Source organism: Thalassotalea eurytherma (assembly GCF_030161415.1).
Classification (GTDB): Bacteria; Pseudomonadota; Gammaproteobacteria; order Enterobacterales; family Alteromonadaceae; genus Thalassotalea_G; species Thalassotalea_G eurytherma.
The window spans coordinates 34,626-55,526 of record NZ_BSSU01000001.1; the positions used below are offsets into that span (position 1 = coordinate 34,626).

A 20,901-nucleotide genomic window follows, 5' to 3' on the forward strand; every position below is an offset into this window, starting at 1 on the left:
TATCGTAATAGATAAAAAGGCGGCCTTAGGGTCGCCTTTTTTTTTCCCCTTTCCGGTTTATACCAACATAGAGTAAAATACCGACATAAGTCACTTTTGAGATTCAACATGACTGCCATGTCATTACAAAGCAACACAGAAACAATTACCGCGCAAGCAACGGCACCTGGGCGCGGTGGTGTTGGTATTATTCGTGTTTCAGGCCCTCTTGCTTCACTGGCCGCTCAAACGATATTAGGCAAACAGCCACAAACTCGTAAAGCTGAATATTTGCCTTTTAAAAACAGCCAAGGCGAAACATTAGACCAAGGTATCGCACTATTTTTTGAAGGGCCGAACTCATTTACCGGTGAAGATGTACTCGAACTGCAAGGTCATGGTGGCCCTGTTATTTTAGATATGCTGCTTAAAGAAATCGTCGCGATAAGCAAAATTCGCATGGCTAAACCTGGTGAGTTCAGTGAACAAGCATTCCTCAATGACAAACTCGATTTAACGCAAGCTGAAGCCATTGCTGATCTTATTAACTCAAGTTCAGAGCAAGCAGCTAAAAGTGCTTTACAATCATTACAAGGAAGCTTCTCCAAGCTTGTACATCAACTCGTAGAAGATGTCATTCATCTGCGTATGTATGTTGAAGCAGCAATTGACTTTCCAGAAGAAGAGATAGACTTTCTTGCAGATGAAAAAGTGCTTAATGATCTTAATGCAATCATTGAAAGTGTTGATGATGTTCAAAAACAAGCTAAACAAGGCAGTATCTTACGTGAAGGTATGCGCGTTGTAATTGCTGGGCGACCAAATGCTGGTAAATCGAGTTTACTAAACGCACTAAGCGGCAAAGATACGGCCATTGTAACCGATATCGAAGGTACTACGCGTGATGTGTTAACCGAACAAATTCACATTGATGGCATGCCGCTTCATATTATTGATACCGCGGGTCTGCGTGAAAGTCCTGATAAAGTGGAGCAAATAGGTATTGAACGCGCATGGCAAGAAATAAAGAAAGCAGATCGTGTTTTACTCATGATTGATTCGTCCAATGATCAAGCGATAGATCTCAAAACATTTTGGCCTGAATTCTACCAAGCATTGCCAGAAAATATTGGCGTGACCATTGTTAAGAACAAAGCAGATATTTCGGGTGCTGCAATTGGTGTCACGGAAGAAAACAGTGATCCAACGATCACCTTGTCTGCAAAAACAAATGAAGGAATTGAGTTACTCACCGATCATTTGAAACAGATTATAGGATATCAAGGTAATACTGAAGGTGGCTTTATGGCGCGCAGAAGGCATCTAGTGGCATTGGATAATGCTTACCAACATTTAATTAATGGTAGAGATCAATTACAAGCTTACGTTGCCGGAGAAATACTTGCAGAAGAACTAAGAATTTGCCAACAAGAACTTAATGAAATTACTGGTGAATTTACCAGTGATGATCTACTTGGCAAAATATTCTCATCATTTTGTATTGGTAAGTAGTTCTCTACTTTATTAATACGATGCACTAAATGCTATAGTTACGCTTATTTATCTTACTGAGCTTAACTATGGCATCTATTCAAATAATTGTAGGCAGTATGTTAGGCGGATCTGAGTATGTTGCAGAAGCATGTCAAGATGCGCTAAACGAATTAGGCCACCAAACTACCCTTCATTTATCACCGAATTTAGACGAAATTCCTACCCAAAATCAAACGTGGCTAATTTGTACGTCAACTCATGGCGCTGGTGAGTACCCTGACAATATTCAACCCTTTGTTGATCAGTTAACAGATCAAACTATTGATCTATCAACAACCCATTGTTTAACGATCGGTTTGGGTGATACAAATTACGATACCTATTGCTATGCAGCTAAAAACATTAATAAACTAATAAAAACAAAAGGTTGTAAAGAGTTAAAAGAGCCTCTTCTACTCGATATGCAGCAGGATATAGATCCAGAAGAAGTCGCTTCTCAGTGGATAACCGATCTAAAAGATCAGTTATCGTGATCTTACCCATAAGTTATTCACATATTACGATCTAAAAATATAGCTATGTGGATATCTCTGTTTGTAACCTCTTAAATAGATCTTATTATTCAGTTTATTAAATTTATATCAATTTCAGCTGTGGATAAACAGCCGTTTTGATCAAAGGATATACCGCATTAGATCAACGCTTGATCACAGGATCTGATCACTCGGATCTACTTGGTACATATAGACTACAGCGACTTATCAACAGAAAAAGACGATCTTAATAGTAAGTAATAATAAGATCTTTATATAAGATCTTTATATTTAATAAGTGATCGTCTTTAAAAATTTAACGATAATTTTCATTTCAACGATCTAAAAAAAACGGTAGAATACGTGCCCTTTTATTCAAACCTAAGGTAAATGATCAATGTGGTATCAAGATTCGTTTGACGTTATTGTTGTTGGTGGTGGTCATGCTGGCACTGAAGCAGCTTTAGCATCAGCTAGAATGGGATGTAAAACCCTTCTTCTAACACATAATATTGATACTTTAGGTCAGATGTCTTGTAACCCTGCCATTGGTGGTATTGGTAAAGGACATTTAGTTAAAGAAATAGATGCCTTAGGTGGCTTGATGGCACAGGCTATCGATCATAGTGCAATTCAATTTAGAACATTGAATGCCAGCAAAGGACCAGCTGTTCGAGCAACTCGTGCTCAAGCTGATCGTGTTTTATATCGATCGTTTGTAAGAAGCTTCCTTGAAAACCAAGAAAACTTAACGATATTCCAGCAACCATGTGATGACTTGATCGTTGAAAACGATCAAGTTACTGGTGTTTCAACTCAAATGGGTTTGAAATTTAAAGGTAAAACCGTGGTGCTTACCGTAGGTACTTTCCTTGCTGGTCAAATTCATATTGGTTTAAATAATTATCAAGGTGGTCGTGCAGGTGATCCTGCGAGTGTTAATTTAGCAAGTCGTTTACGTGATATGCCGTTTAGGATCGATCGTTTAAAAACAGGTACGCCACCTCGTTTAGATGCTAGAACTCTTGATTTTTCTGTTATGCAGGAACAGCCAGGTGATACACCTCGTCCTGTATTTTCGTTTATTGGATCGCAAGAAGATCACCCTGAGCAAATCTCGTGTTATATCACCCATACAAATCAAAACACTCACGATATTATTCGCGAAGGTTTAGATCGTTCACCAATGTATACCGGTGTGATTGAAGGTGTAGGTCCACGTTATTGTCCTTCAATTGAAGACAAAATCATGCGCTTTGCAGATAAAGATACCCATCAAATATTTGTTGAGCCTGAAGGTTTAACTACGCATGAAATTTACCCTAACGGTATTTCAACCAGTTTACCGTTTGACGTTCAAATGAACCTAGTGAGATCAATCAAAGGTTTTGAAAACGCTCATATCACACGCCCAGGCTATGCGATTGAATATGATTACTTTGATCCTCGCGATTTAAAACAAACGCTAGAATCTAAATTTATACAAAATCTTTATTTTGCTGGTCAAATCAATGGTACTACTGGCTATGAAGAAGCCGGTGCTCAAGGTTTAATTGCTGCAACCAATGCCGCATTACGCGTTCAAGAAAAAGATCAATGGATCTTAGGTCGTGACCAAGCGTATATGGGAGTGCTGATTGATGATTTAGCAACACTTGGTACCAAAGAACCTTATCGTATGTTCACATCACGTGCAGAATATCGATTATTGCTACGTGAAGATAATGCTGACAGTCGCTTAACTGAAAAAGGTCGTGAATTAGGTTTAGTTTGTGACAAGCGTTGGGCTCGATACAATGAGAAAATGGAAAATATTGAACTTGAACGTCAACGTTTAAAGTCTACTTGGGTGCATAAAGATCATCCAGCGAAAGAAAAACTAAATACATTATTGAAGACCCCTATTTCACGTGAAGCCAATCTAGAAGATATTTTACGTCGTCCTGAAACTCGTTACGAAGATGTTATGAGTATTGAAGAATTTGGTCCTGTATTAACAGATACGCAGGCTGCTGAACAAGTAGAAATTCAAATTAAATATCAAGGTTATATTGATCGTCAAATGGACGAAATAGAGAAGAAAAAACGACACGAGAATACATTAATTCCTGTAGATTTTGATTTTACTCAAATTTCAGGGTTATCGAATGAAGTGGTTGCTAAGCTTACTGACGCTAAACCTGAAACACTTGGTAAGGCATCTCGTATCTCTGGTATTACACCTGCGGCTATTTCATTGCTTATTGTTTATTTGAAAAAACACGGTTTACTTCGTAAGAGCGCCTAATATCCATGACATATGAATCATCACTTCGTCAGTTAATTGATAAAACTGAACTTGACGTTACTGATCAGCAAATTACTCAATTAAGCCAATATGTTGAATTGCTGCACAAATGGAACAAGGCTTACAATTTAACTTCTGTTCGTGATCCTCAAGACATGTTAATTAAACATATCCTTGATTCATTAGTTGTTGGCCAGCACTTGAATGGTCAACACTTTATCGATGTTGGTACAGGTCCCGGGTTACCTGGAATTCCATTGGCGATCTTGTATCCTGAGCGTAAATTTGTTTTATTAGACTCATTAGGTAAACGAATTACTTTTTTGCGCCAAGTTGTTTATCAGCTAAAGCTAGAAAACGTAACGCCAGTGCAGATGCGAGTAGAGAAATATCCTATAGAGCAGCCATTTGATGGTGTGTTATCTCGAGCATTTGCGTCTTTACAAGACATGGTTACATGGTGCTCTCATCTTATTGATGAAAAAGGTTCTTTTTACGCGCTAAAAGGGCAATTCCCTGCAGAAGAAATTGAATTATTGCCAGAAAACATTAAAGTAGCTAATAGCTATCCGCTTACCGTGCCAAATTTAGACGGTGAACGACACTTAATTGAACTAAAAAAGCACAATAACTAAAACGTTCGAGGACTTCGTGGGAAAAATTATCGCGGTTGCCAACCAAAAAGGTGGTGTTGGCAAAACAACAACATCAGTTAATTTAGCCGCTTCACTAGCTGCAACCAAGCGAAAAGTATTGTTGATCGATCTTGATCCTCAAGGTAACGCGACGATGGGTAGTGGTGTAGATAAATATGAAGTACACGCCACCTGTTACGAACTTTTAGTTGAAGAACAACCTGTAGAACAAGTTATTGTTAAAGATACGGCAGGTGTTTATGATCTTATCGCAGCAAATACTGACGTAACCGCCGCTGAAATTAAGCTGATGGAGTTTTATGCTCGTGAACTTCGCTTAAAGACAGCGTTAGCTGAAGCTAAAAATCACTATGATTTTATTATCATTGACTGCCCGCCATCATTAAACATGTTAACCGTAAACGCGATGGCTGCTGCTGATTCAGTGCTTGTTCCTATGCAGTGCGAATATTATGCTCTCGAAGGTTTAACAGCACTGATGGACACTATTTCTAAGTTGCAGTCAGTGGTGAATAGTAACCTACATATCGAAGGTATTTTGCGCACAATGTACGATCCTCGCAATCGTTTAGCTAACGATGTGTCAGAACAATTGAAACGTCATTTTGGCGATAAAGTATACCGTACAGTTATTCCTCGCAATGTTCGCCTTGCAGAAGCGCCAAGTTTTGGTGCTCCTGCCATGTATTACGACAAGTCTTCAACTGGCGCTAAAGCTTATTTAGCATTAGCAGGTGAAATACTAAAGCGTAATGATGTAAAATCGGCATCTGCAAAAAATACAGTTAGTTAATAAAAACCAAGGAAAACTATGAGTCCGTCAAAAAGAAGAGGCTTAGGCCGAGGTCTTGATGCCCTGCTTACCAATGCACCAACTCAACAACAGACATCAACGGACACAACTAATAATGCTGATACCATTAAAGATGGTGATTTAAAATCCTTACCTATCGATATGCTTCAACCAGGCAAATATCAACCAAGAAAAGATATGTCACCAGAGGCGTTAGAAGAATTATCAGACTCCATTAAAGCGCAAGGTGTTATTCAACCAGTTGTCGTTCGTGCTATTGACGATAATAAATTCGAAATAATTGCTGGTGAACGTCGTTGGCGTGCTGCTCAAATTGCAAAATTGGAAGAAATTCCCTGCTTAATTAAAAACGTTCAAGACGAAGCAGCTGTAGCAATTGCATTAATCGAAAATATTCAACGTGAAGATTTAAATGCAATGGAAGAAGCCATCGCATTAGATAGATTGCTAACTGAATTTGAATTAACGCACCAAGAAGTGGCAGACGCTGTTGGAAAATCGCGCACAACCGTATCCAACTTGTTACGTTTAAATAATCTAAATGAAGAAGTTAAAACACTACTTGAACATGGTGATTTAGAAATGGGGCATGCTAGAGCACTACTTGCTTTGGAAAATGATGTTCAAACTAATACAGCACGAGCTGTTGTCGCAAAAGAGCTTACCGTTCGCGAAACTGAAGCACTCATTAAGAAAGTACTAACCCCTGAAGAACCTAAGGCTGAAAAGGTTAAAGATCCTGATACACAGTCGCTAGAGCAAAATTTAACAGAAAAATTAGGTTCACAAGTTACAATTAATCACAATAAAAAAGGCAAAGGTAAGCTTGTTATCTCATACTCTGATTTAACTGAACTTGATTCAATTGTGTCTCGATTTGGCTCATTTTAACGAATAAATATGCAGCATTGATAACTAATCATATTTATAGTGACTATTTGTTTTAAAAAGGGGCGTTTAGCGCCCTTTTTTGCAAAAATGAAATGCCCTATTTTGTTGCAAAAAAAGCGTAAACCAGTATACTTGCGCTGACTTTTTTTAAGATAAAATTATTCTTAAAGATTAGGTAGTCAATACGAATATGTTACTAGATGATAGTCAGTTATGAACAAGCTAGCTCAAAAAGGGCGAATGATTGCGATTAGGCAATTGAAAATCACCCTGATTATCATTGTATTATCGGTATTGGTTAACCTGGGTATGTTTGGCTTTTCCTTTGCTCAATCAGCCGCATTAGGCGGAATTGTAGCGTTATTACCAAACATGCTTTTTGCCTATAAAGCATTTCAATATGCTGGGGCAAGCGCCTCACGTAAAGTAGTTGATGCTTTTAACAGTGGCGTGAAATTGAAATTAGTGTTGTCAGCAATATTATTTGCTTTGTGTTTTAAGTTTATAGAAAACTTAGTGCTGCCACCTTTTTTCATTACATATTTTTTAGCGATGTTTGCACCTTTTGTGCAGGCTGTCGTAAACAGTTTTACTATTAATCAACAATAATTGGGATAAAAGATGGCAGCAGATACTGGCTCTTATATCAAACACCATTTGACCAATGCGAAAATGTGTACCGTTGACGGTAGCGTAGCTTTTAACAAAGCTTGTGCGGATGCCGGATTCTGGACATTACACATTGACACATTACTCTGGTCACTTGTACTTGGTTTGGTATTCTTACTTACTTTCCGTTCAGTCGCTAAAAAAGCAACGACTGGTGTTCCTGGCAAACTTCAATGTGCTATTGAAATGATTGTCGAATTTGTCGATACGAGTGTTAAAGAAACATTCCATGGCAAAAACCCATTAATTGCTCCACTATCGTTAACGATTTTTATGTGGGTCTTATTAATGAACGCGATGGATTGGGTTCCAGTTGATTTAATTCCAACTATTGCCGGCTGGATTGGTGCTACATTTATGGGCATGGATCCACATGATGTTTACATCAAGTCAGTACCTACCACTGATATGAATATGACGTTCGCGTTATCTATTGGGGTATTCTTCTTAATTATTTACTATTCAATCAAAGTAAAAGGTTTAGGCGGTTTTACTAAAGAGTTAACGCTACAACCGTTTAATCACCCTGCTTTTATTCCAGTAAACTTCATCTTAGAGTCTGTGACGTTAATTGCTCGTCCAGTATCTTTAGCATTACGTTTATTCGGTAACTTATACGCTGGTGAGCTTATCTTTATATTGATTGCTACAATTGGTTTATTCCAATTACCAGTACACTTTTTATGGGCAGCGTTCCATTTATTAGTTATTCCGCTTCAAGCTTTCATATTCATGATGTTAACTATCGTGTATTTAAGTTTGGCGCATGAAGATCACTAACTCTTCGGGATTGAGTTAGGCGGCCATATTCGTTTGTTATTGAATGAATATGGTCAAAAAACCCGAAGGGTTTAGGACAGGATGTCCAAAAGAATTTTTTAATTTTTTAACTTTATAACTTACTTTAAAATAATCGGAGATAAATATGTTATATATCGCTGTTGCATTACTAATCGGTCTAGGTGCTTTAGGTACTGCGATTGGTTTTGGTTTATTAGGTGGCAAATTCTTAGAATCAGCTGCTCGTCAACCTGAACTTGCACCACAACTTCAAGTAAAAATGTTCATCGTAGCAGGTCTTATCGATGCGATCGCTATGATCGGTGTTGGTATCGGCTTATACATGTTATTCGCATTAGCTTAATCAATAGCTATTTTTCATTTCGCGAATAAATTATAGGAGGTACACAAATGAACATTAACGTTACCTTAATCGGTGAATTAATCGCATTTGTCGTATTTGTATTATTCTGCATGAAGTACGTATGGCCACCATTAATGGGTGCCATAGAAGAACGTCAGAAAACTATTGCTGATGGTCTTGCTGCTTCTGATCGTGCAGCTAAAGAGCTTGAATTAGCTCAAAGCAAAGCGACTGCTCAACTAAAAGAAGCGAAAGCTCAAGCGGCTGAAATTATTGAAGCTGCTAAAAAGCGTGAAGCACAATTAGTTGATGAAGCTGCGGAAAAAGCACAAGCAGAGCGCGAGAAAATCGTTGCTTCTGGCTATGCAGAAATTGAGTCTGAACGCAATCGCGCTAAAGAAGAGCTACGTGCACAAGTTGCCGCTCTTGCTGTAGTCGGTGCCGAGAAAATTCTTGAGCGTTCAATTGATGCCGCTGAACATAGCGACATCTTAGATAAACTTGTCGCTGAGCTTTAAGAGGAATAAGCACTATGTCTGAATTGACAACGGTTGCTCGTCCTTATGCTAAAGCAGCGTTCGAATATGCTGTTGAAGCTAATGCCGTAGACAACTGGTTAGAAATGCTAGTGTTTGCTGCTGAAGTTTCTCAAAACGAAACAATGGAAGCCTACCTTGCTGGTGGTGCATCTGTTGAACAATCTCAAGAGTTATTCTTGAAAGTTTGTGATGAACAGCTAAGCAGCAATGGCCAAAACTTTATTAAAGTTTTGGCTGAAAACGAACGTCTGTTGGTGCTACCACAAATTGCTACTCAATTTAGCGAACTTAAAGCTGAATATGAAAAAGTAATTTCTGTGGATGTAACTTCTGCGGTTGAGTTAACTGCAGAACAACAAACTACATTAAGCGCCGCGCTTGAAAAGCGTTTGGCTCGTAAAGTAAAGCTCAATTGTATGGTTGACGCTAACGTAGTGTCTGGTCTTGTAATCAAGGCAGGTGACATGGTTATCGATGGTTCAGTACGAGGTAAACTGAGCCGCTTAGCAACAACAATACAATCTTAACTGGGGAACAGAGCATGCAACTGAATTCCACTGAAATCGCTGAACTGATCAAAAAACGTATTGAACAGTTTGACGTAGTTAGTGAAGCTCGTAATGAAGGTACTATCGTTTCAGTAACTGACGGTATCATTCGCATCCACGGTCTTGCTGATGTAATGCAAGGTGAGATGATCGAACTTCCAGGCAACCGCTACGCAATCGCGTTAAACCTTGACCGTGATTCGGTAGGTGCGGTAGTTATGGGTCCATACGCTGACCTTGCCGAAGGCGTAAAAGTTAAAGGTACAGGTCGTATCTTAGAAGTACCTGTAGGACGCGGTTTATTAGGCCGTGTTGTTAACACTTTAGGTGAACCAATTGACGGCAAAGGCCCAATTGACAACGATGGTTTCGCACCAGTTGAAGTTGTAGCACCAGGTGTTATCGATCGTAAATCAGTTGATGAGCCAGTTCAAACTGGTATCAAATCAATTGACTCAATGATTCCAATTGGTCGTGGTCAACGTGAACTTATCATCGGTGACCGTCAAATTGGTAAATCTGCGATCGCACTAGACGCAATTATCAACCAAAAAGACACTGGCATTAAGTGTGTATATGTAGCAATCGGTCAGAAAGCTTCTACTGTTGCTAACTTAGTACGTAACTTAGAAGAGCACGGCGCGTTAGAAAACACTATCGTTGTTGTTGCATCTGCTTCTGAAGCTGCAGCACTACAATACTTATCTGCTTACTCTGGTTGTACTATGGGTGAATACTTCCGTGACCGCGGTGAAGATGCACTAATCGTATATGATGATTTATCAAAGCAAGCTGTTGCTTACCGTCAAATCTCATTACTTTTACGTCGTCCGCCAGGTCGTGAAGCATACCCAGGTGACGTTTTCTACTTGCACTCACGTTTACTAGAACGTGCTGCTCGTGTAAACGAAGACTACGTAGAGCGTTTCACTAACGGTGAAGTAAAAGGTAAAACAGGTTCTTTAACTGCATTACCTATCATCGAAACGCAAGCAGGTGACGTATCAGCATTCGTACCAACTAACGTAATTTCAATTACCGATGGTCAAATCTTCCTAGAGTCTGATTTATTCAACTCAGGTATTCGTCCAGCGGTTAACGCAGGTATCTCGGTATCTCGTGTTGGTGGTGCAGCGCAAACGAAAATCATCAAGAAACTTGGTGGTGGTATCCGTTTAGCATTAGCACAGTACGCTGAATTAGCGGCATTCGCTCAATTTGCATCTGACTTAGATGACGCAACTCGCGCTCAATTAGAGCACGGTCAACGCGTAACTGAGCTAATGAAGCAAAAGCAATTTAGCCCATTGTCTATCGCTGAAACTGCAGTATCGTTATTTGCCGCTGAAAAAGGCTACTTAAACGATATTGAAATTGACAAAGTTGTTGATTTTGAAGAAGCGTTACGTACTTACGTAAACAATGATCACGCTGAGTTGATGGCTACTATCAACGAAAAGGGTGACTATAACAAAGATATCGAGTCTGGTTTAGCGAAAGCGATTGAAGCTTTCAAAGCTACCCAAACTTGGTAATTAGTTAACCTTTTCGGGAGATTAGTCATGTCCGGCGCTAAAGAGATAAAATCGAAGATTGGAAGTGTACAAAATACACAGAAGATCACCAGCGCGATGGAAATGGTTGCAGCCTCTAAAATGCGCAGAGCGCAAGATGGAATGGCTGCCTCTCGTCCATACGCTGAAAATATGCGAAATGTGATCGGTCACATCGCGCTAGGTAACTTAGAATATCGCCATCCATATTTGGAAGAGCGTGAAGTTAAGCGCGTAGGCTATATCGTCATCTCAACAGACCGTGGTTTGTGTGGTGGCTTAAACATTAACTTGTTTAAGCAAGTACTTGCAGATGCTGCTAAATGGCAGGGTCAAGGTGCAGAAGTTGAATTTGGTGTTGTTGGCTCTAAAGCTACTTCATTCTTTAACAACATGGGCGCTAAAGTAACATCACAAATTTCAGGTTTGGGAGATAGTCCTTCAGTAACTGACCTTATTGGTAGTGTTAGAGTTATGCTGAATGCCTATGATAATGGCGAAATTGATAGGCTGTTCGTGGTTTACAATAAATTTGTTAATACCATGACGCAACAGCCAACAATCGATCAACTTTTACCTTTGCCTAAGTCAGATGATGACGAAATTAAGCACCGTTGGGATTACGTTTACGAACCAGACGCTCAAGTATTACTTGATCAGTTATTAGTTCGTTATACGGAATCACAAGTGTACCAGGGCGTTGTTGAAAACCTCGCATGTGAGCAAGCTGCTCGTATGGTTGCGATGAAAGCCGCAACAGATAATGCAGGTGATTTAATTGACGATTTACAATTGGTATATAACAAAGCGCGTCAAGCAAGTATTACTCAAGAATTGAGTGAGATTTGTGCAGGTGCAGCAGCGGTATAAGCAAAGGTTCTTACTTTAATAAGAGCAAAAGATTAGAGGATTAAACATGAGTACAGGTAAAGTCGTCCAAATCATTGGCGCAGTTGTGGATGTAGAATTCCCACAAGATGCTGTACCTCAGGTATATGACGCATTAAATGTAACTGAAGGTGACCTTAGTGGCTTAGTACTAGAAGTACAACAGCAACTTGGTGGTGGCGTAGTTCGTGCTATCGCTATGGGTTCATCTGACGGTTTGCGTCGTGGTCTGAACGTAGTAAACACAGGTAATAACATCCAAGTTCCAGTAGGTACTGCAACATTGGGTCGTATTATGAACGTATTGGGTGAGCCTATCGATGAAGCTGGCCCAATCGGCGAAGAAGAAAAATGGTCAATTCACCGTGAAGCGCCAGCATATGCTGACCAAGCGATGTCTAATGAACTTTTAGAAACTGGTATCAAAGTAATCGACTTAGTATGTCCATTCGCTAAGGGTGGTAAAGTTGGTTTATTCGGTGGTGCTGGTGTTGGTAAAACCGTTAACATGATGGAACTTATCCGTAACATCGCGATCGAGCATAGCGGCTACTCAGTATTTGCTGGTGTAGGTGAGCGTACTCGTGAAGGTAACGATTTCTACCACGAAATGAACGATTCAAACGTACTTGATAAAGTATCGCTTGTTTACGGTCAGATGAACGAGCCACCGGGTAACCGTTTACGTGTTGCGATGACTGGTTTAACAATGGCTGAGAAGTTCCGTGACGAAGGTCGTGACGTTCTTTTCTTCGTTGATAACATCTACCGTTATACACTAGCTGGTACAGAAGTATCTGCATTGTTAGGTCGTATGCCATCAGCGGTAGGTTACCAGCCTACACTTGCTGAAGAGATGGGTGTTTTACAAGAGCGTATTACATCAACTAAGACTGGTTCAATTACTTCAATCCAAGCGGTATACGTACCAGCGGATGATTTAACGGATCCATCTCCAGCTACTACCTTCGCTCACTTAGATGCAACAGTTGTATTATCTCGTGACATCGCGTCACAAGGTATTTACCCAGCAATCGATCCACTTGACTCAACTTCACGTCAATTAGATCCATTAGTTGTTGGTAATGAGCACTATGAAGTAGCTCGTGGTGTTCAATCAACACTACAACGTTACAAAGAGCTTAAAGATATCATTGCAATCTTAGGTATGGACGAATTATCTGAAGAAGATAAGCGTACAGTAGACCGTGCACGTAAGATTCAACGTTTCTTATCACAGCCGTTCTTCGTTGCTGAAGTTTTCACTGGTTCTCCAGGTAAGTATGTACCACTTAAAGACACAATTTCTGGCTTTAAAGGTATTCTTGCTGGTGAATATGATGACTTACCAGAGCAAGCTTTCTACATGGTTGGTTCTATTGAAGAAGCAGCTGAAAAAGCGAAATCAATGTAATTTAGCTTTAGAAAGCAATTAGGAGGTCACAATGGCAGCAATGACTGTAAATCTGAATGTAGTAAGTGCAGAAGAAGAATTATTTTCTGGTAGCATCGAATCATTACAGATCACTGGTAGCGAAGGTGAGTTAGGTGTAATGCCTGGCCACGCACCTTTGCTGACCTCACTAAAACCTGGTATGGCTCGCATTGTCAAAAAAGGTGGTGAAGAAGAAGTTCTTTACTTATCTGGCGGCATGTTAGAAGTTCAACCAAATAATGTAACCGTGTTAGCTGATGTAGCTACACGTGTTGCAGACTTAGATGAGCAAGAAGCTAACGAAGCTAAACGTCGCGCTGAACAGCATTTAAATGCTCAAGGTGGCGATGTAGATTATGCTGAAGCAGCTTCTGAATTAGCACGCGCAGTTGCACAATTACGTGTAATCCAAGCAGCTAAGAAGAAAATCTAAGAGCTATATCAAACACTAGTTTTAGTGACGATAAAACGAGTTTTCACTTTGTGGAAGCTCGTTTTTTTATGTCTAATGATAAACATTAACCCTTAATGCTATTCCTTTAATTATTGTTTAAAAAACTTAATATTGAGCAAACAATAATTAATACCATCTACACATAAAAGTCGTTAAACTAGGCACAAATAATAAAGGAATAATGGCTTAATTCATGTCTCTTTCAGTTGTCATACTTGCTGCGGGTAAAGGCACCCGTATGCGTTCAAGTTTACCAAAAGTTTTACACCCCGTTGCACATAAACCTATGGTCGGTCATGTTATCGATGCTGCACGTCAGGTTAATGCCGAAAATATATATCTTGTTTATGGTTTTGGTGGTGATGTATTAAAGGCGCAAATTACGGGTGATGATTTAACCTTTGTTGAACAAGCTGAACAGCTAGGTACAGGTCATGCTGTAGATATGGCTTCACCTTTTTTAAAAGACGATGAAGACGTTTTAGTGCTTTATGGTGATGTACCATTAACTAAAGTATCAACCCTAGAGAGCTTAATTGCCGCTAAACCTGAAAATGGTATGGCGTTGCTAACGGTTAAGTTAGCAAACCCGACAGGTTATGGTCGTATTATTCGTGCTGATTTGCCTCAAGGAAATGACACAGTCGTAGGTATTGTTGAGCAAAAAGATGCATCGGTTGAGCAACTTGCGATTAATGAGTGTAATACTGGTATTTTATTAGCCAATGGTGGTGATTTAAAACGTTGGCTAAGCAACCTATCTAATGACAATGCACAAGGTGAATATTATCTAACCGATATTATCGCTGCTTGTCATAATGAAGGTAAAGTCATTGCGACAGCGCACCCTGATAGTGAAATAGAAGTTGAAGGCGCCAATAACCGCGTACAACTGGCACAATTAGAGCGTGCTTATCAATTACGCCAAGCTGAAACATTAATGATTGCTGGCGCGAGTTTACGTGATCCAAACCGTATTGATATTCGCGGTAATGTTAGCGTTGGTCAAGAAGTTGTGATTGATGTAAATTGTATTTTCGAAGGTGACGTTACTATCGCTAATAACGTAACCATTGGTGCAAATTGTATTTTGAAAAACTGTACGATTGGTGAAGGCGCTGTCATTAAACCCAATACCATGATTGAAGATGCTGTTATAGGCGAATTAGCATCAGCCGGTCCATTTGCTCGTATTCGTCCAGGTTCAGAATTAAAGCGTGATGCCCATATCGGTAACTTCGTTGAGATGAAAAAATCGACGTTAGGTGAAGGCGCTAAAGCAGGTCATTTAACTTATTTAGGTGACGCAGAGGTTGGCGCTAAAGCCAATATAGGTGCAGGTACTATTACCTGTAACTATGACGGCGTAAACAAATCAAAAACCGTGATCGGTGAAAATGCATTTATCGGTTCAAACGCGTCACTCGTTGCGCCTGTGGTTATTGGTGATAATGCAACAACGGGTGCTGGCTCTGTTATTGTTAAAGACGTTGAAGCCAGCGCATTAGCGGTAGCTCGTGGCAAACAGCGTAATATCGCTAACTGGAAACGACCAACAAAAAAGTAGTTACTTAATGACGACACAAGGCTAGGTTATCCCCTAGCCTTTTTTATTCCAATACCACTCAATGGTTTAATTAACACTAAACCTTGCTTGGCTAATAGTAAAATGATGATTAATACGACAAGTGAAGCGGCGGTTTGGACAAACATCCATTGGCTTTGAAACAAACACGTTAAGATCACTAAAATACCTGTGTTGAATATGACAAACTTCACTGGCCCTTGTTTTGATAGCGTTAAATTAAATGTTTGGCTGTAACTAGCAACCATAAAATCAATCGAATTGATGACAAACCCGCAACCCAATATTAGCATCACTAATTGACTAGCAGTACTGAGTACATAACCGTTCTCAAAAAATTGAAATAATAGAGAAAACCAAATAAAACTCGGTAGTAAGGGCAATATTGTCATAACAAAAAACAGTGTCACTGGTTTGAGGTTCCTGACAAACTTAGCGACGAATTGTCCCAGCATAATTGACCAAGTCATCCACCAAGCAAGGTAAAACTCGTGGTAATCGTTAAATGGCAAAATAAAACGATGCGCGTGGTTAAAGTAGTCCGAGCCATATGAAATACTTTGAGCAATATCGGTGAAATCAAGTTGAATTAGCCAGGCTAAATAACAACACAGCAGTAAAAAAGCGATAACACTAACTTTACTAACGAGCGTCATCAAGAGAGTGTTAATACTGATCACTAAAGAAGCGACAATGATAATCGTCGTCAGTCCACCTAAAAGCCATGTATTTTGTTTTAATTGGTCGGGTAGGTAATAAGGCATTAAATCGAGGAAAAGCGATAAGGTGAACGCACATGTCGCTGCAACAACACAAGCGCTTAATCTTTTCACCCAAAGAATTTCAAAGAATTTTAATTTAGGCTCTAAGGTTAAAAAATAAAGTGTTGAAACGAAATACATTGCCCAAGCACTGATCCCCCAAAAGCCCATTTCTATCGCTAAAGGGTTAGTAAATTGATAGACCTCATCTGTGGTATATTGGTTATACTCGATCAGTGGTAATAAGATAAAACCACCATCTAAGCCTGAGGTAAATAGAATCGCAATTAAAGCGGTGATAGAGGTCGGTTCAGTGCCAGTAAGCGTATTTTTTCGATACATAAACATTAATACTGCGCCGAGTATTAAAATGCCGACTACCCCTACTCCGATAATGGTGCTCATTGCTATTTGACTAAGTTTTTTGCCAAAGTTTAACGAGCTTAGATGTCAGTTTTTTGATATTGCTTGATTAATTGTAATGCTAGCGCTTTACACTCATCTGCTGCGACGGCAAACATCGCTTCTGAACTATGAGATAGTGCACACCTTAACCACTGACCATCAATTTGAGCCGCCAGTATATTGGTGCAACGTGCAACGTGCTCAGGTGTTACTAGATCTTTGAAAGCGAAGCGCAAGTTACTCGATAGTCTGGCATGATTAACTTTTTGCAATTGGCTTAATTCTTCACTATGCATTGAAAGTACCCAAAAGCTTAACCAAGAGATAGCGGCTTTATTGGAGCTTTGCGCTGTACTGAAATTCGCATTGATAATAAAGTTAATGCGCTCTTGAGCTGACGGTTTTTGATCATGAAACTGCGTGAGAAAGTCTTGTCTTAATTGCTCTAGCAAATAAATGGTTGTACCTTTTATTAACCCGCCTTTGCCACCAAAATAATGGCTGATAATCCCAGTAGACACGCCAGCTAGCTTGCTGATACTTGAAATAGTAGTGCCTTGTAGGCCATGCTTTTCAACCGATTCCAAGGTGGCATCTATCAGTTGCTGTTTCCTAATTTTTTCCATACCTACTTTAGGCATAATGTTTTTAAAACCTCATTACTTAACCCGCACTTCACTTAATCTTTGCCACGGGTTACCTCAATTCAACTTACTAAATAGTTATAAAATAGGGCTATAAACACAAGTTAAATTTTTATTAATTGAACGTTCAATAAAAATAAACATATTTGTAACATTTGCTCTTTAATCTGCTCAGCGTTTTCTAAAAATAATTAACCAAAAAATAAAGCGAGAGAATTATGAGCCTCAAAAAGTACAGTAAAAACTTGTTGGGTTTAGCTATTACAGCGGCAATTTCAACAGTTGCTATTGCTGATGACGATGCTAATAAAGAAGCAACAATTGAAGAAGTTACGGTTATTGCAAAGAAATTGTCTTATGCCAATAACACCGTTGATACGACAATGATCGAACAACAAGCACCAGTATCAAGTGTACTGGGTGTTATGGATAACTTACCTGGTATTAGTATTAATGAAGGTGATGCATTCGGTGGTGATGATTGGTCTACGTCTATTACCATGCGTGGTTTTTCCATTGATGGTAATCAACAGCAACTTGGGATGACAGTTGATGGTATTCCAAATGGTGGTTCTAATTATGGCGGTGGTGCTAAAGCTAATCGCTATTTAGCCACGGAAAACTTAACTACCGTTGAAGTTGCGCAAGGTACGTCAGACATTTCGTCTGCCTCACTTGATGCATTGGGTGGAACGTTTAATTTCGTCAGTAAAGCACCCGATATGGAGCAAAGCACAACTTTTGCTTATACAACCGGCTCACATGATGCCGAGCGCTTTTTCGTACGTTATGAAACCGGTGAAATTTTAGATAATACTTATGCTTACGTTAGCTATTCTGATACGTCGACTAGCCGTTGGTCTGGCGAAGGCTCAAATGGCGGATCTGACAATCAACACGCTGAAATAAAATTTGTATCAACACAAGACCGATTAACATTAACAGGTCGACTTTCATACGATGATGTTGCTGAAGACAATTACAACAGTGTGAGTATCGAACAATTTAATCAAACACCAGACTGGGATCAGTTAACCTGGAATTGGACAGGTATTCCACACTATGATCAGATGTTTGCTGAGGGCTGGTCAACATTACGTGAAAACACGTTGGCTTATTTGAAAGCCGAGTATGACTTTTCTGACGTAACAACATTAGAAGTAACACCTTACTACCATAAAAACAAAGGTCGTGGTGATTGGATCCCGCCTTATTTAGTGATGGCGGTTGATGAGAATGGCAACCCAACAGATAAAGGCGGTTCTATTGCTGGCAGCTATGGGTTCACTGATCAAAACGGTAATCCTTTAGCGCCGGCCGATGGTTGTACTGCTAACTTTACTTGGCCATGGAATTCAGGTCCTGGCTTGCACCCAGCTTGTTATGCAGCAGACGCTGTTCCTGTGATGTCTTATCGTCATACTCATTACGCAAAAGAACGCGCAGGATTTACTGCTAAAGCAATGACGACGTTTGGCAGCCATGATGTAGTTGCGGGTGTTTGGTATGAAACGTCTCAACGCGATGAACACCGTGATTGGCATAAAGTGATTAATGCTAGTGTTTATCACCACTTTGACGCTACACCGTATTGGACACAGTACGATAACACTTTTGACCAAGATACGTTTAAGTGGTACTTGCAAGATACAATGACCGCAGGCGACTTCACACTTAATTTAGGTGTACAACAATACTTAGTAGATTTAGAAAAAACAGACAACTACCAAGCGGCAAACAATGCCAAAGTTAATAGCGATTCAGACGTATTATTTAGTGCGGGAGCGTTATATGAAATTAACCCATCAACTGAAGTGTTTGCTGGTTATAGTGAAAACTTTGCTGCGATTAAAGACGGTGTGTTAGAACGTGATTCATCGACACTTACAGACATAGAGCCAGAAACAGCGGAAAACATTGATTTTGGTATTCGTTATTATGGTGAGCGCTTAAATATTCAAGCGACAGCCTACATGATTGAATTTGATAATCGCATTACATTCATTGCACCTGGAAGTGATACAGACGGTATTGATTATACGATTGGCACCAATGGTACTTACATTAATGTCGGTGGTATTGAGTCTGACGGTATAGAGTTAAGTGCGACATATCAATTAACGGATAGCTGGCAATTATATGGCTCATTTACTAAAAATGATTCTACCTATGTTGGCGATGCGCCAGGCTTTGAAGAAGGCGAAAAGGTTATCGACTCTGTAGACGATATGTGGGTACTATCTGCTAACTACTATGACGGCAATTTACGTTTTGGCGCTTCAACTAAATACACAGGCGATCGTGGTGATGCTGAAGATTACTTAGTGACGGATATGAATGTTGGTTACAGCGTTGAATTTTCTGGCTCTGGTATCAAGCAAGTTGATTTAGCTTTAGTGGTTAATAACTTATTTGATGAAGACTACTTATCAACAGGAACGGGTAACGGCACGACATTTTTTATCGGTGCGCCTCTTACGACAAGTTTAACGGTTAGCGCTAACTTTTAAGCTTATTGTGGCTGAGTAGCAACGATACCTGCTCAGCCACTTTTACTGTGAATACCTTAAAGTATATAAGAAGAATTAAAATGAAAACATTTATCACGCTTGCTTTAGCATTACTTGTTTCTCATAGTGCCTTGGCCATCGACAAAATATATTTTGGCTCTTGCGCAAAAGAATATAAAGAAATGCCCATTTTTGATGCTATTGCTAAAGATAATCCTGATGTTTTTATTTTTTTAGGTGATAACATCTACGGTGATACTGAAGACATGTCTGTGTTAAAACAGAAATATGACATGCTAGGTAAACACCAAGGGTTTAACAAACTAAAGCAAACTTCAGAGTTGATCGCCATCTGGGATGATCATGATTATGGTGAAAATGACGCAGGTAAAGCATACCCTCAAAAGCATGCATCTAGAAAAGTCATGCTTGATTTTTGGCAAGAACCAAAAGATTCACCGCGTTATCAGCTCGAAGGTATATATACCAGCTATATGTATGGTAAAGCTAACCAAAAAGTTCAGGTTATATTGCCTGATTTACGTTGGAACCGAGATAAATTACATCAAGTATCAAAAACTGATTACTTATTTAAGCGTATTCCTAATAATATGGGGCCATACAAAGTCTCGCCTGATAAAGGTGCTTCGATGCTTGGTGAAGAGCAATGGCAATGGTTAGAAGCTGAACTTCTTAAACCAGCAACCATAAAAATTATTGGTTCAAGCCTACAGCTTTTGCCAGAGTTTACTGGTTGGGAGTCGTGGGCCAACTTTCCTGAAGATCGCAATCGCTTGCTTAACTTTATCGAACGACACAATATCTCTGGCGTAATATTTGTCAGTGGTGATACCCATTGGGGCGAGGTATCTAAAGTGAATTCTGATAAAGGTTATGGTTTATGGGAAGTGACAAGCTCAGGCCTTAGCGAAAAATGGAAAGATGTTAGCCCTAATCAGCATCGTGTTGGGAAATACACGAATCAAGTGAACTATGGTTTTATTGAGTTCGACTGGCAGCAAAGTGATCCAACGATTCACTTTGGACTCAAAAATGAGATCGGTGATATTACTCATCAACATCGACTATCTTTATCACAACTGCAGTTTTGA

Annotated in this window: 20 protein-coding genes; 18 read left to right on the plus strand and 2 right to left on the minus strand. The window is 39.6% G+C overall.

Going from position 1 to position 20,901, the window contains the following annotated elements:
• Window positions 1-117: 117 nt before the first annotated feature.
• The 16 genes from mnmE to glmU all read left to right on the plus strand — a co-directional run bounded on the left by mnmE (window position 118) and on the right by glmU (window position 15,451).
• Window positions 118-1,491 (plus strand): tRNA uridine-5-carboxymethylaminomethyl(34) synthesis GTPase MnmE, encoded by a 1,374-nt coding sequence (gene mnmE, locus QQK02_RS00170; RefSeq protein WP_284206132.1) that lies wholly within the window; start codon window positions 118-120, stop codon window positions 1,489-1,491.
• A 68-nt stretch (window positions 1,492-1,559) separates the two neighbouring features.
• A complete protein-coding gene (gene mioC, locus QQK02_RS00175) occupies window positions 1,560-2,006 on the plus strand; it encodes an FMN-binding protein MioC (RefSeq protein WP_284205900.1) in 447 nt (148 codons plus the stop codon).
• A 397-nt stretch (window positions 2,007-2,403) separates the two neighbouring features.
• A complete protein-coding gene (mnmG, locus tag QQK02_RS00180; protein ID WP_284205901.1) occupies window positions 2,404-4,293 on the plus strand; it encodes a tRNA uridine-5-carboxymethylaminomethyl(34) synthesis enzyme MnmG in 1,890 nt (629 codons plus the stop codon).
• Window positions 4,294-4,298: 5 nt separating this feature from the next.
• Window positions 4,299-4,928 (plus strand): 16S rRNA (guanine(527)-N(7))-methyltransferase RsmG, encoded by a 630-nt coding sequence (gene rsmG, locus QQK02_RS00185; protein WP_284205902.1) that lies wholly within the window; start codon window positions 4,299-4,301, stop codon window positions 4,926-4,928.
• A gap of 16 nt (window positions 4,929-4,944) precedes the next feature.
• Window positions 4,945-5,742: a ParA family protein gene (locus QQK02_RS00190; RefSeq protein ID WP_284205903.1), complete on the plus strand. Its 798-nt coding sequence runs from the start codon at window positions 4,945-4,947 to the stop codon at window positions 5,740-5,742.
• Between the two features lie 18 nt (window positions 5,743-5,760).
• On the plus strand, window positions 5,761-6,654 hold the full coding sequence (locus QQK02_RS00195) for a ParB/RepB/Spo0J family partition protein (RefSeq protein WP_284205904.1): 894 nt from the start codon (window positions 5,761-5,763) through the stop codon (window positions 6,652-6,654).
• Between the two features lie 213 nt (window positions 6,655-6,867).
• On the plus strand, window positions 6,868-7,263 hold the full coding sequence (locus tag QQK02_RS00200; RefSeq protein WP_284205905.1) for an ATP synthase subunit I: 396 nt from the start codon (window positions 6,868-6,870) through the stop codon (window positions 7,261-7,263).
• A 12-nt stretch (window positions 7,264-7,275) separates the two neighbouring features.
• Complete coding sequence (gene atpB, locus QQK02_RS00205; protein WP_284205906.1) at window positions 7,276-8,103, plus strand: F0F1 ATP synthase subunit A; 828 nt, start codon at window positions 7,276-7,278, stop codon at window positions 8,101-8,103.
• A 145-nt stretch (window positions 8,104-8,248) separates the two neighbouring features.
• Window positions 8,249-8,467 (plus strand): F0F1 ATP synthase subunit C, encoded by a 219-nt coding sequence (atpE, locus tag QQK02_RS00210; RefSeq protein WP_116002224.1) that lies wholly within the window; start codon window positions 8,249-8,251, stop codon window positions 8,465-8,467.
• A 47-nt stretch (window positions 8,468-8,514) separates the two neighbouring features.
• The gene (atpF, locus tag QQK02_RS00215) at window positions 8,515-8,985 is read left to right on the plus strand and encodes a F0F1 ATP synthase subunit B (RefSeq protein ID WP_284205907.1); all 471 of its coding nucleotides are present in this window, start codon (window positions 8,515-8,517) and stop codon (window positions 8,983-8,985) included.
• A gap of 14 nt (window positions 8,986-8,999) precedes the next feature.
• Complete coding sequence (gene atpH, locus QQK02_RS00220) at window positions 9,000-9,533, plus strand: F0F1 ATP synthase subunit delta (protein ID WP_284205908.1); 534 nt, start codon at window positions 9,000-9,002, stop codon at window positions 9,531-9,533.
• A 14-nt stretch (window positions 9,534-9,547) separates the two neighbouring features.
• Window positions 9,548-11,089: a F0F1 ATP synthase subunit alpha gene (atpA, locus tag QQK02_RS00225; RefSeq protein WP_284205909.1), complete on the plus strand. Its 1,542-nt coding sequence runs from the start codon at window positions 9,548-9,550 to the stop codon at window positions 11,087-11,089.
• Window positions 11,090-11,116: 27 nt separating this feature from the next.
• Window positions 11,117-11,977: a F0F1 ATP synthase subunit gamma gene (gene atpG, locus QQK02_RS00230; protein WP_284205910.1), complete on the plus strand. Its 861-nt coding sequence runs from the start codon at window positions 11,117-11,119 to the stop codon at window positions 11,975-11,977.
• A gap of 46 nt (window positions 11,978-12,023) precedes the next feature.
• Window positions 12,024-13,409, plus strand: a complete 1,386-nt coding sequence (gene atpD, locus QQK02_RS00235; RefSeq protein ID WP_284205911.1) for a F0F1 ATP synthase subunit beta — start codon at window positions 12,024-12,026, stop codon at window positions 13,407-13,409.
• A gap of 31 nt (window positions 13,410-13,440) precedes the next feature.
• A complete protein-coding gene (locus tag QQK02_RS00240) occupies window positions 13,441-13,863 on the plus strand; it encodes a F0F1 ATP synthase subunit epsilon (protein ID WP_284205913.1) in 423 nt (140 codons plus the stop codon).
• 214 nt (window positions 13,864-14,077) lie between these two features.
• Window positions 14,078-15,451 carry a bifunctional UDP-N-acetylglucosamine diphosphorylase/glucosamine-1-phosphate N-acetyltransferase GlmU gene (gene glmU, locus QQK02_RS00245; RefSeq protein ID WP_284205914.1) on the plus strand — a complete coding sequence of 458 codons (1,374 nt, stop codon included), beginning with the start codon at window positions 14,078-14,080 and terminating at the stop codon, window positions 15,449-15,451.
• Between the two features lie 26 nt (window positions 15,452-15,477).
• Here glmU and QQK02_RS00250 read toward each other — a convergent pair whose 3' ends face one another.
• The gene (locus tag QQK02_RS00250; protein ID WP_284205915.1) at window positions 15,478-16,635 is read right to left on the minus strand and encodes a BCCT family transporter; all 1,158 of its coding nucleotides are present in this window, start codon (window positions 16,633-16,635) and stop codon (window positions 15,478-15,480) included.
• Between the two features lie 38 nt (window positions 16,636-16,673).
• The gene (gene betI / locus QQK02_RS00255) at window positions 16,674-17,276 is read right to left on the minus strand and encodes a transcriptional regulator BetI (RefSeq protein ID WP_284205916.1); all 603 of its coding nucleotides are present in this window, start codon (window positions 17,274-17,276) and stop codon (window positions 16,674-16,676) included.
• 221 nt (window positions 17,277-17,497) lie between these two features.
• On the opposite strand from betI, the gene QQK02_RS00260 reads away from it, so the two are divergent.
• Both QQK02_RS00260 and QQK02_RS00265 read left to right on the plus strand, forming a co-directional pair.
• Complete coding sequence (locus QQK02_RS00260; protein ID WP_407704987.1) at window positions 17,498-19,789, plus strand: TonB-dependent receptor domain-containing protein; 2,292 nt, start codon at window positions 17,498-17,500, stop codon at window positions 19,787-19,789.
• An 80-nt stretch (window positions 19,790-19,869) separates the two neighbouring features.
• Complete coding sequence (locus QQK02_RS00265) at window positions 19,870-20,901, plus strand: alkaline phosphatase D family protein (protein WP_284205917.1); 1,032 nt, start codon at window positions 19,870-19,872, stop codon at window positions 20,899-20,901.

Coding starts and splice junctions, on each gene's coding strand:
- atpH (WP_284205908.1), top strand. CDS start 9,000: ATGTCTGAATTGACAACGGTTGCTCGTCCTTATGCTAAAGCAGCGTTC.
- QQK02_RS00200 (WP_284205905.1), top strand. CDS start 6,868: ATGAACAAGCTAGCTCAAAAAGGGCGAATGATTGCGATTAGGCAATTG.
- QQK02_RS00195 (WP_284205904.1), top strand. CDS start 5,761: ATGAGTCCGTCAAAAAGAAGAGGCTTAGGCCGAGGTCTTGATGCCCTG.
- atpA (WP_284205909.1), top strand. CDS start 9,548: ATGCAACTGAATTCCACTGAAATCGCTGAACTGATCAAAAAACGTATT.
- glmU (WP_284205914.1), top strand. CDS start 14,078: ATGTCTCTTTCAGTTGTCATACTTGCTGCGGGTAAAGGCACCCGTATG.
- atpG (WP_284205910.1), top strand. CDS start 11,117: ATGTCCGGCGCTAAAGAGATAAAATCGAAGATTGGAAGTGTACAAAAT.
- atpD (WP_284205911.1), top strand. CDS start 12,024: ATGAGTACAGGTAAAGTCGTCCAAATCATTGGCGCAGTTGTGGATGTA.
- mnmG (WP_284205901.1), top strand. CDS start 2,404: ATGTGGTATCAAGATTCGTTTGACGTTATTGTTGTTGGTGGTGGTCAT.
- QQK02_RS00240 (WP_284205913.1), top strand. CDS start 13,441: ATGGCAGCAATGACTGTAAATCTGAATGTAGTAAGTGCAGAAGAAGAA.
- QQK02_RS00260 (WP_407704987.1), top strand. CDS start 17,498: ATGAGCCTCAAAAAGTACAGTAAAAACTTGTTGGGTTTAGCTATTACA.
- mioC (WP_284205900.1), top strand. CDS start 1,560: ATGGCATCTATTCAAATAATTGTAGGCAGTATGTTAGGCGGATCTGAG.
- mnmE (WP_284206132.1), top strand. CDS start 118: ATGTCATTACAAAGCAACACAGAAACAATTACCGCGCAAGCAACGGCA.
- betI (WP_284205916.1), bottom strand. CDS start 17,276: ATGCCTAAAGTAGGTATGGAAAAAATTAGGAAACAGCAACTGATAGAT.
- QQK02_RS00265 (WP_284205917.1), top strand. CDS start 19,870: ATGAAAACATTTATCACGCTTGCTTTAGCATTACTTGTTTCTCATAGT.
- QQK02_RS00250 (WP_284205915.1), bottom strand. CDS start 16,635: ATGAGCACCATTATCGGAGTAGGGGTAGTCGGCATTTTAATACTCGGC.
- atpE (WP_116002224.1), top strand. CDS start 8,249: ATGTTATATATCGCTGTTGCATTACTAATCGGTCTAGGTGCTTTAGGT.
- atpF (WP_284205907.1), top strand. CDS start 8,515: ATGAACATTAACGTTACCTTAATCGGTGAATTAATCGCATTTGTCGTA.
- atpB (WP_284205906.1), top strand. CDS start 7,276: ATGGCAGCAGATACTGGCTCTTATATCAAACACCATTTGACCAATGCG.
- rsmG (WP_284205902.1), top strand. CDS start 4,299: ATGACATATGAATCATCACTTCGTCAGTTAATTGATAAAACTGAACTT.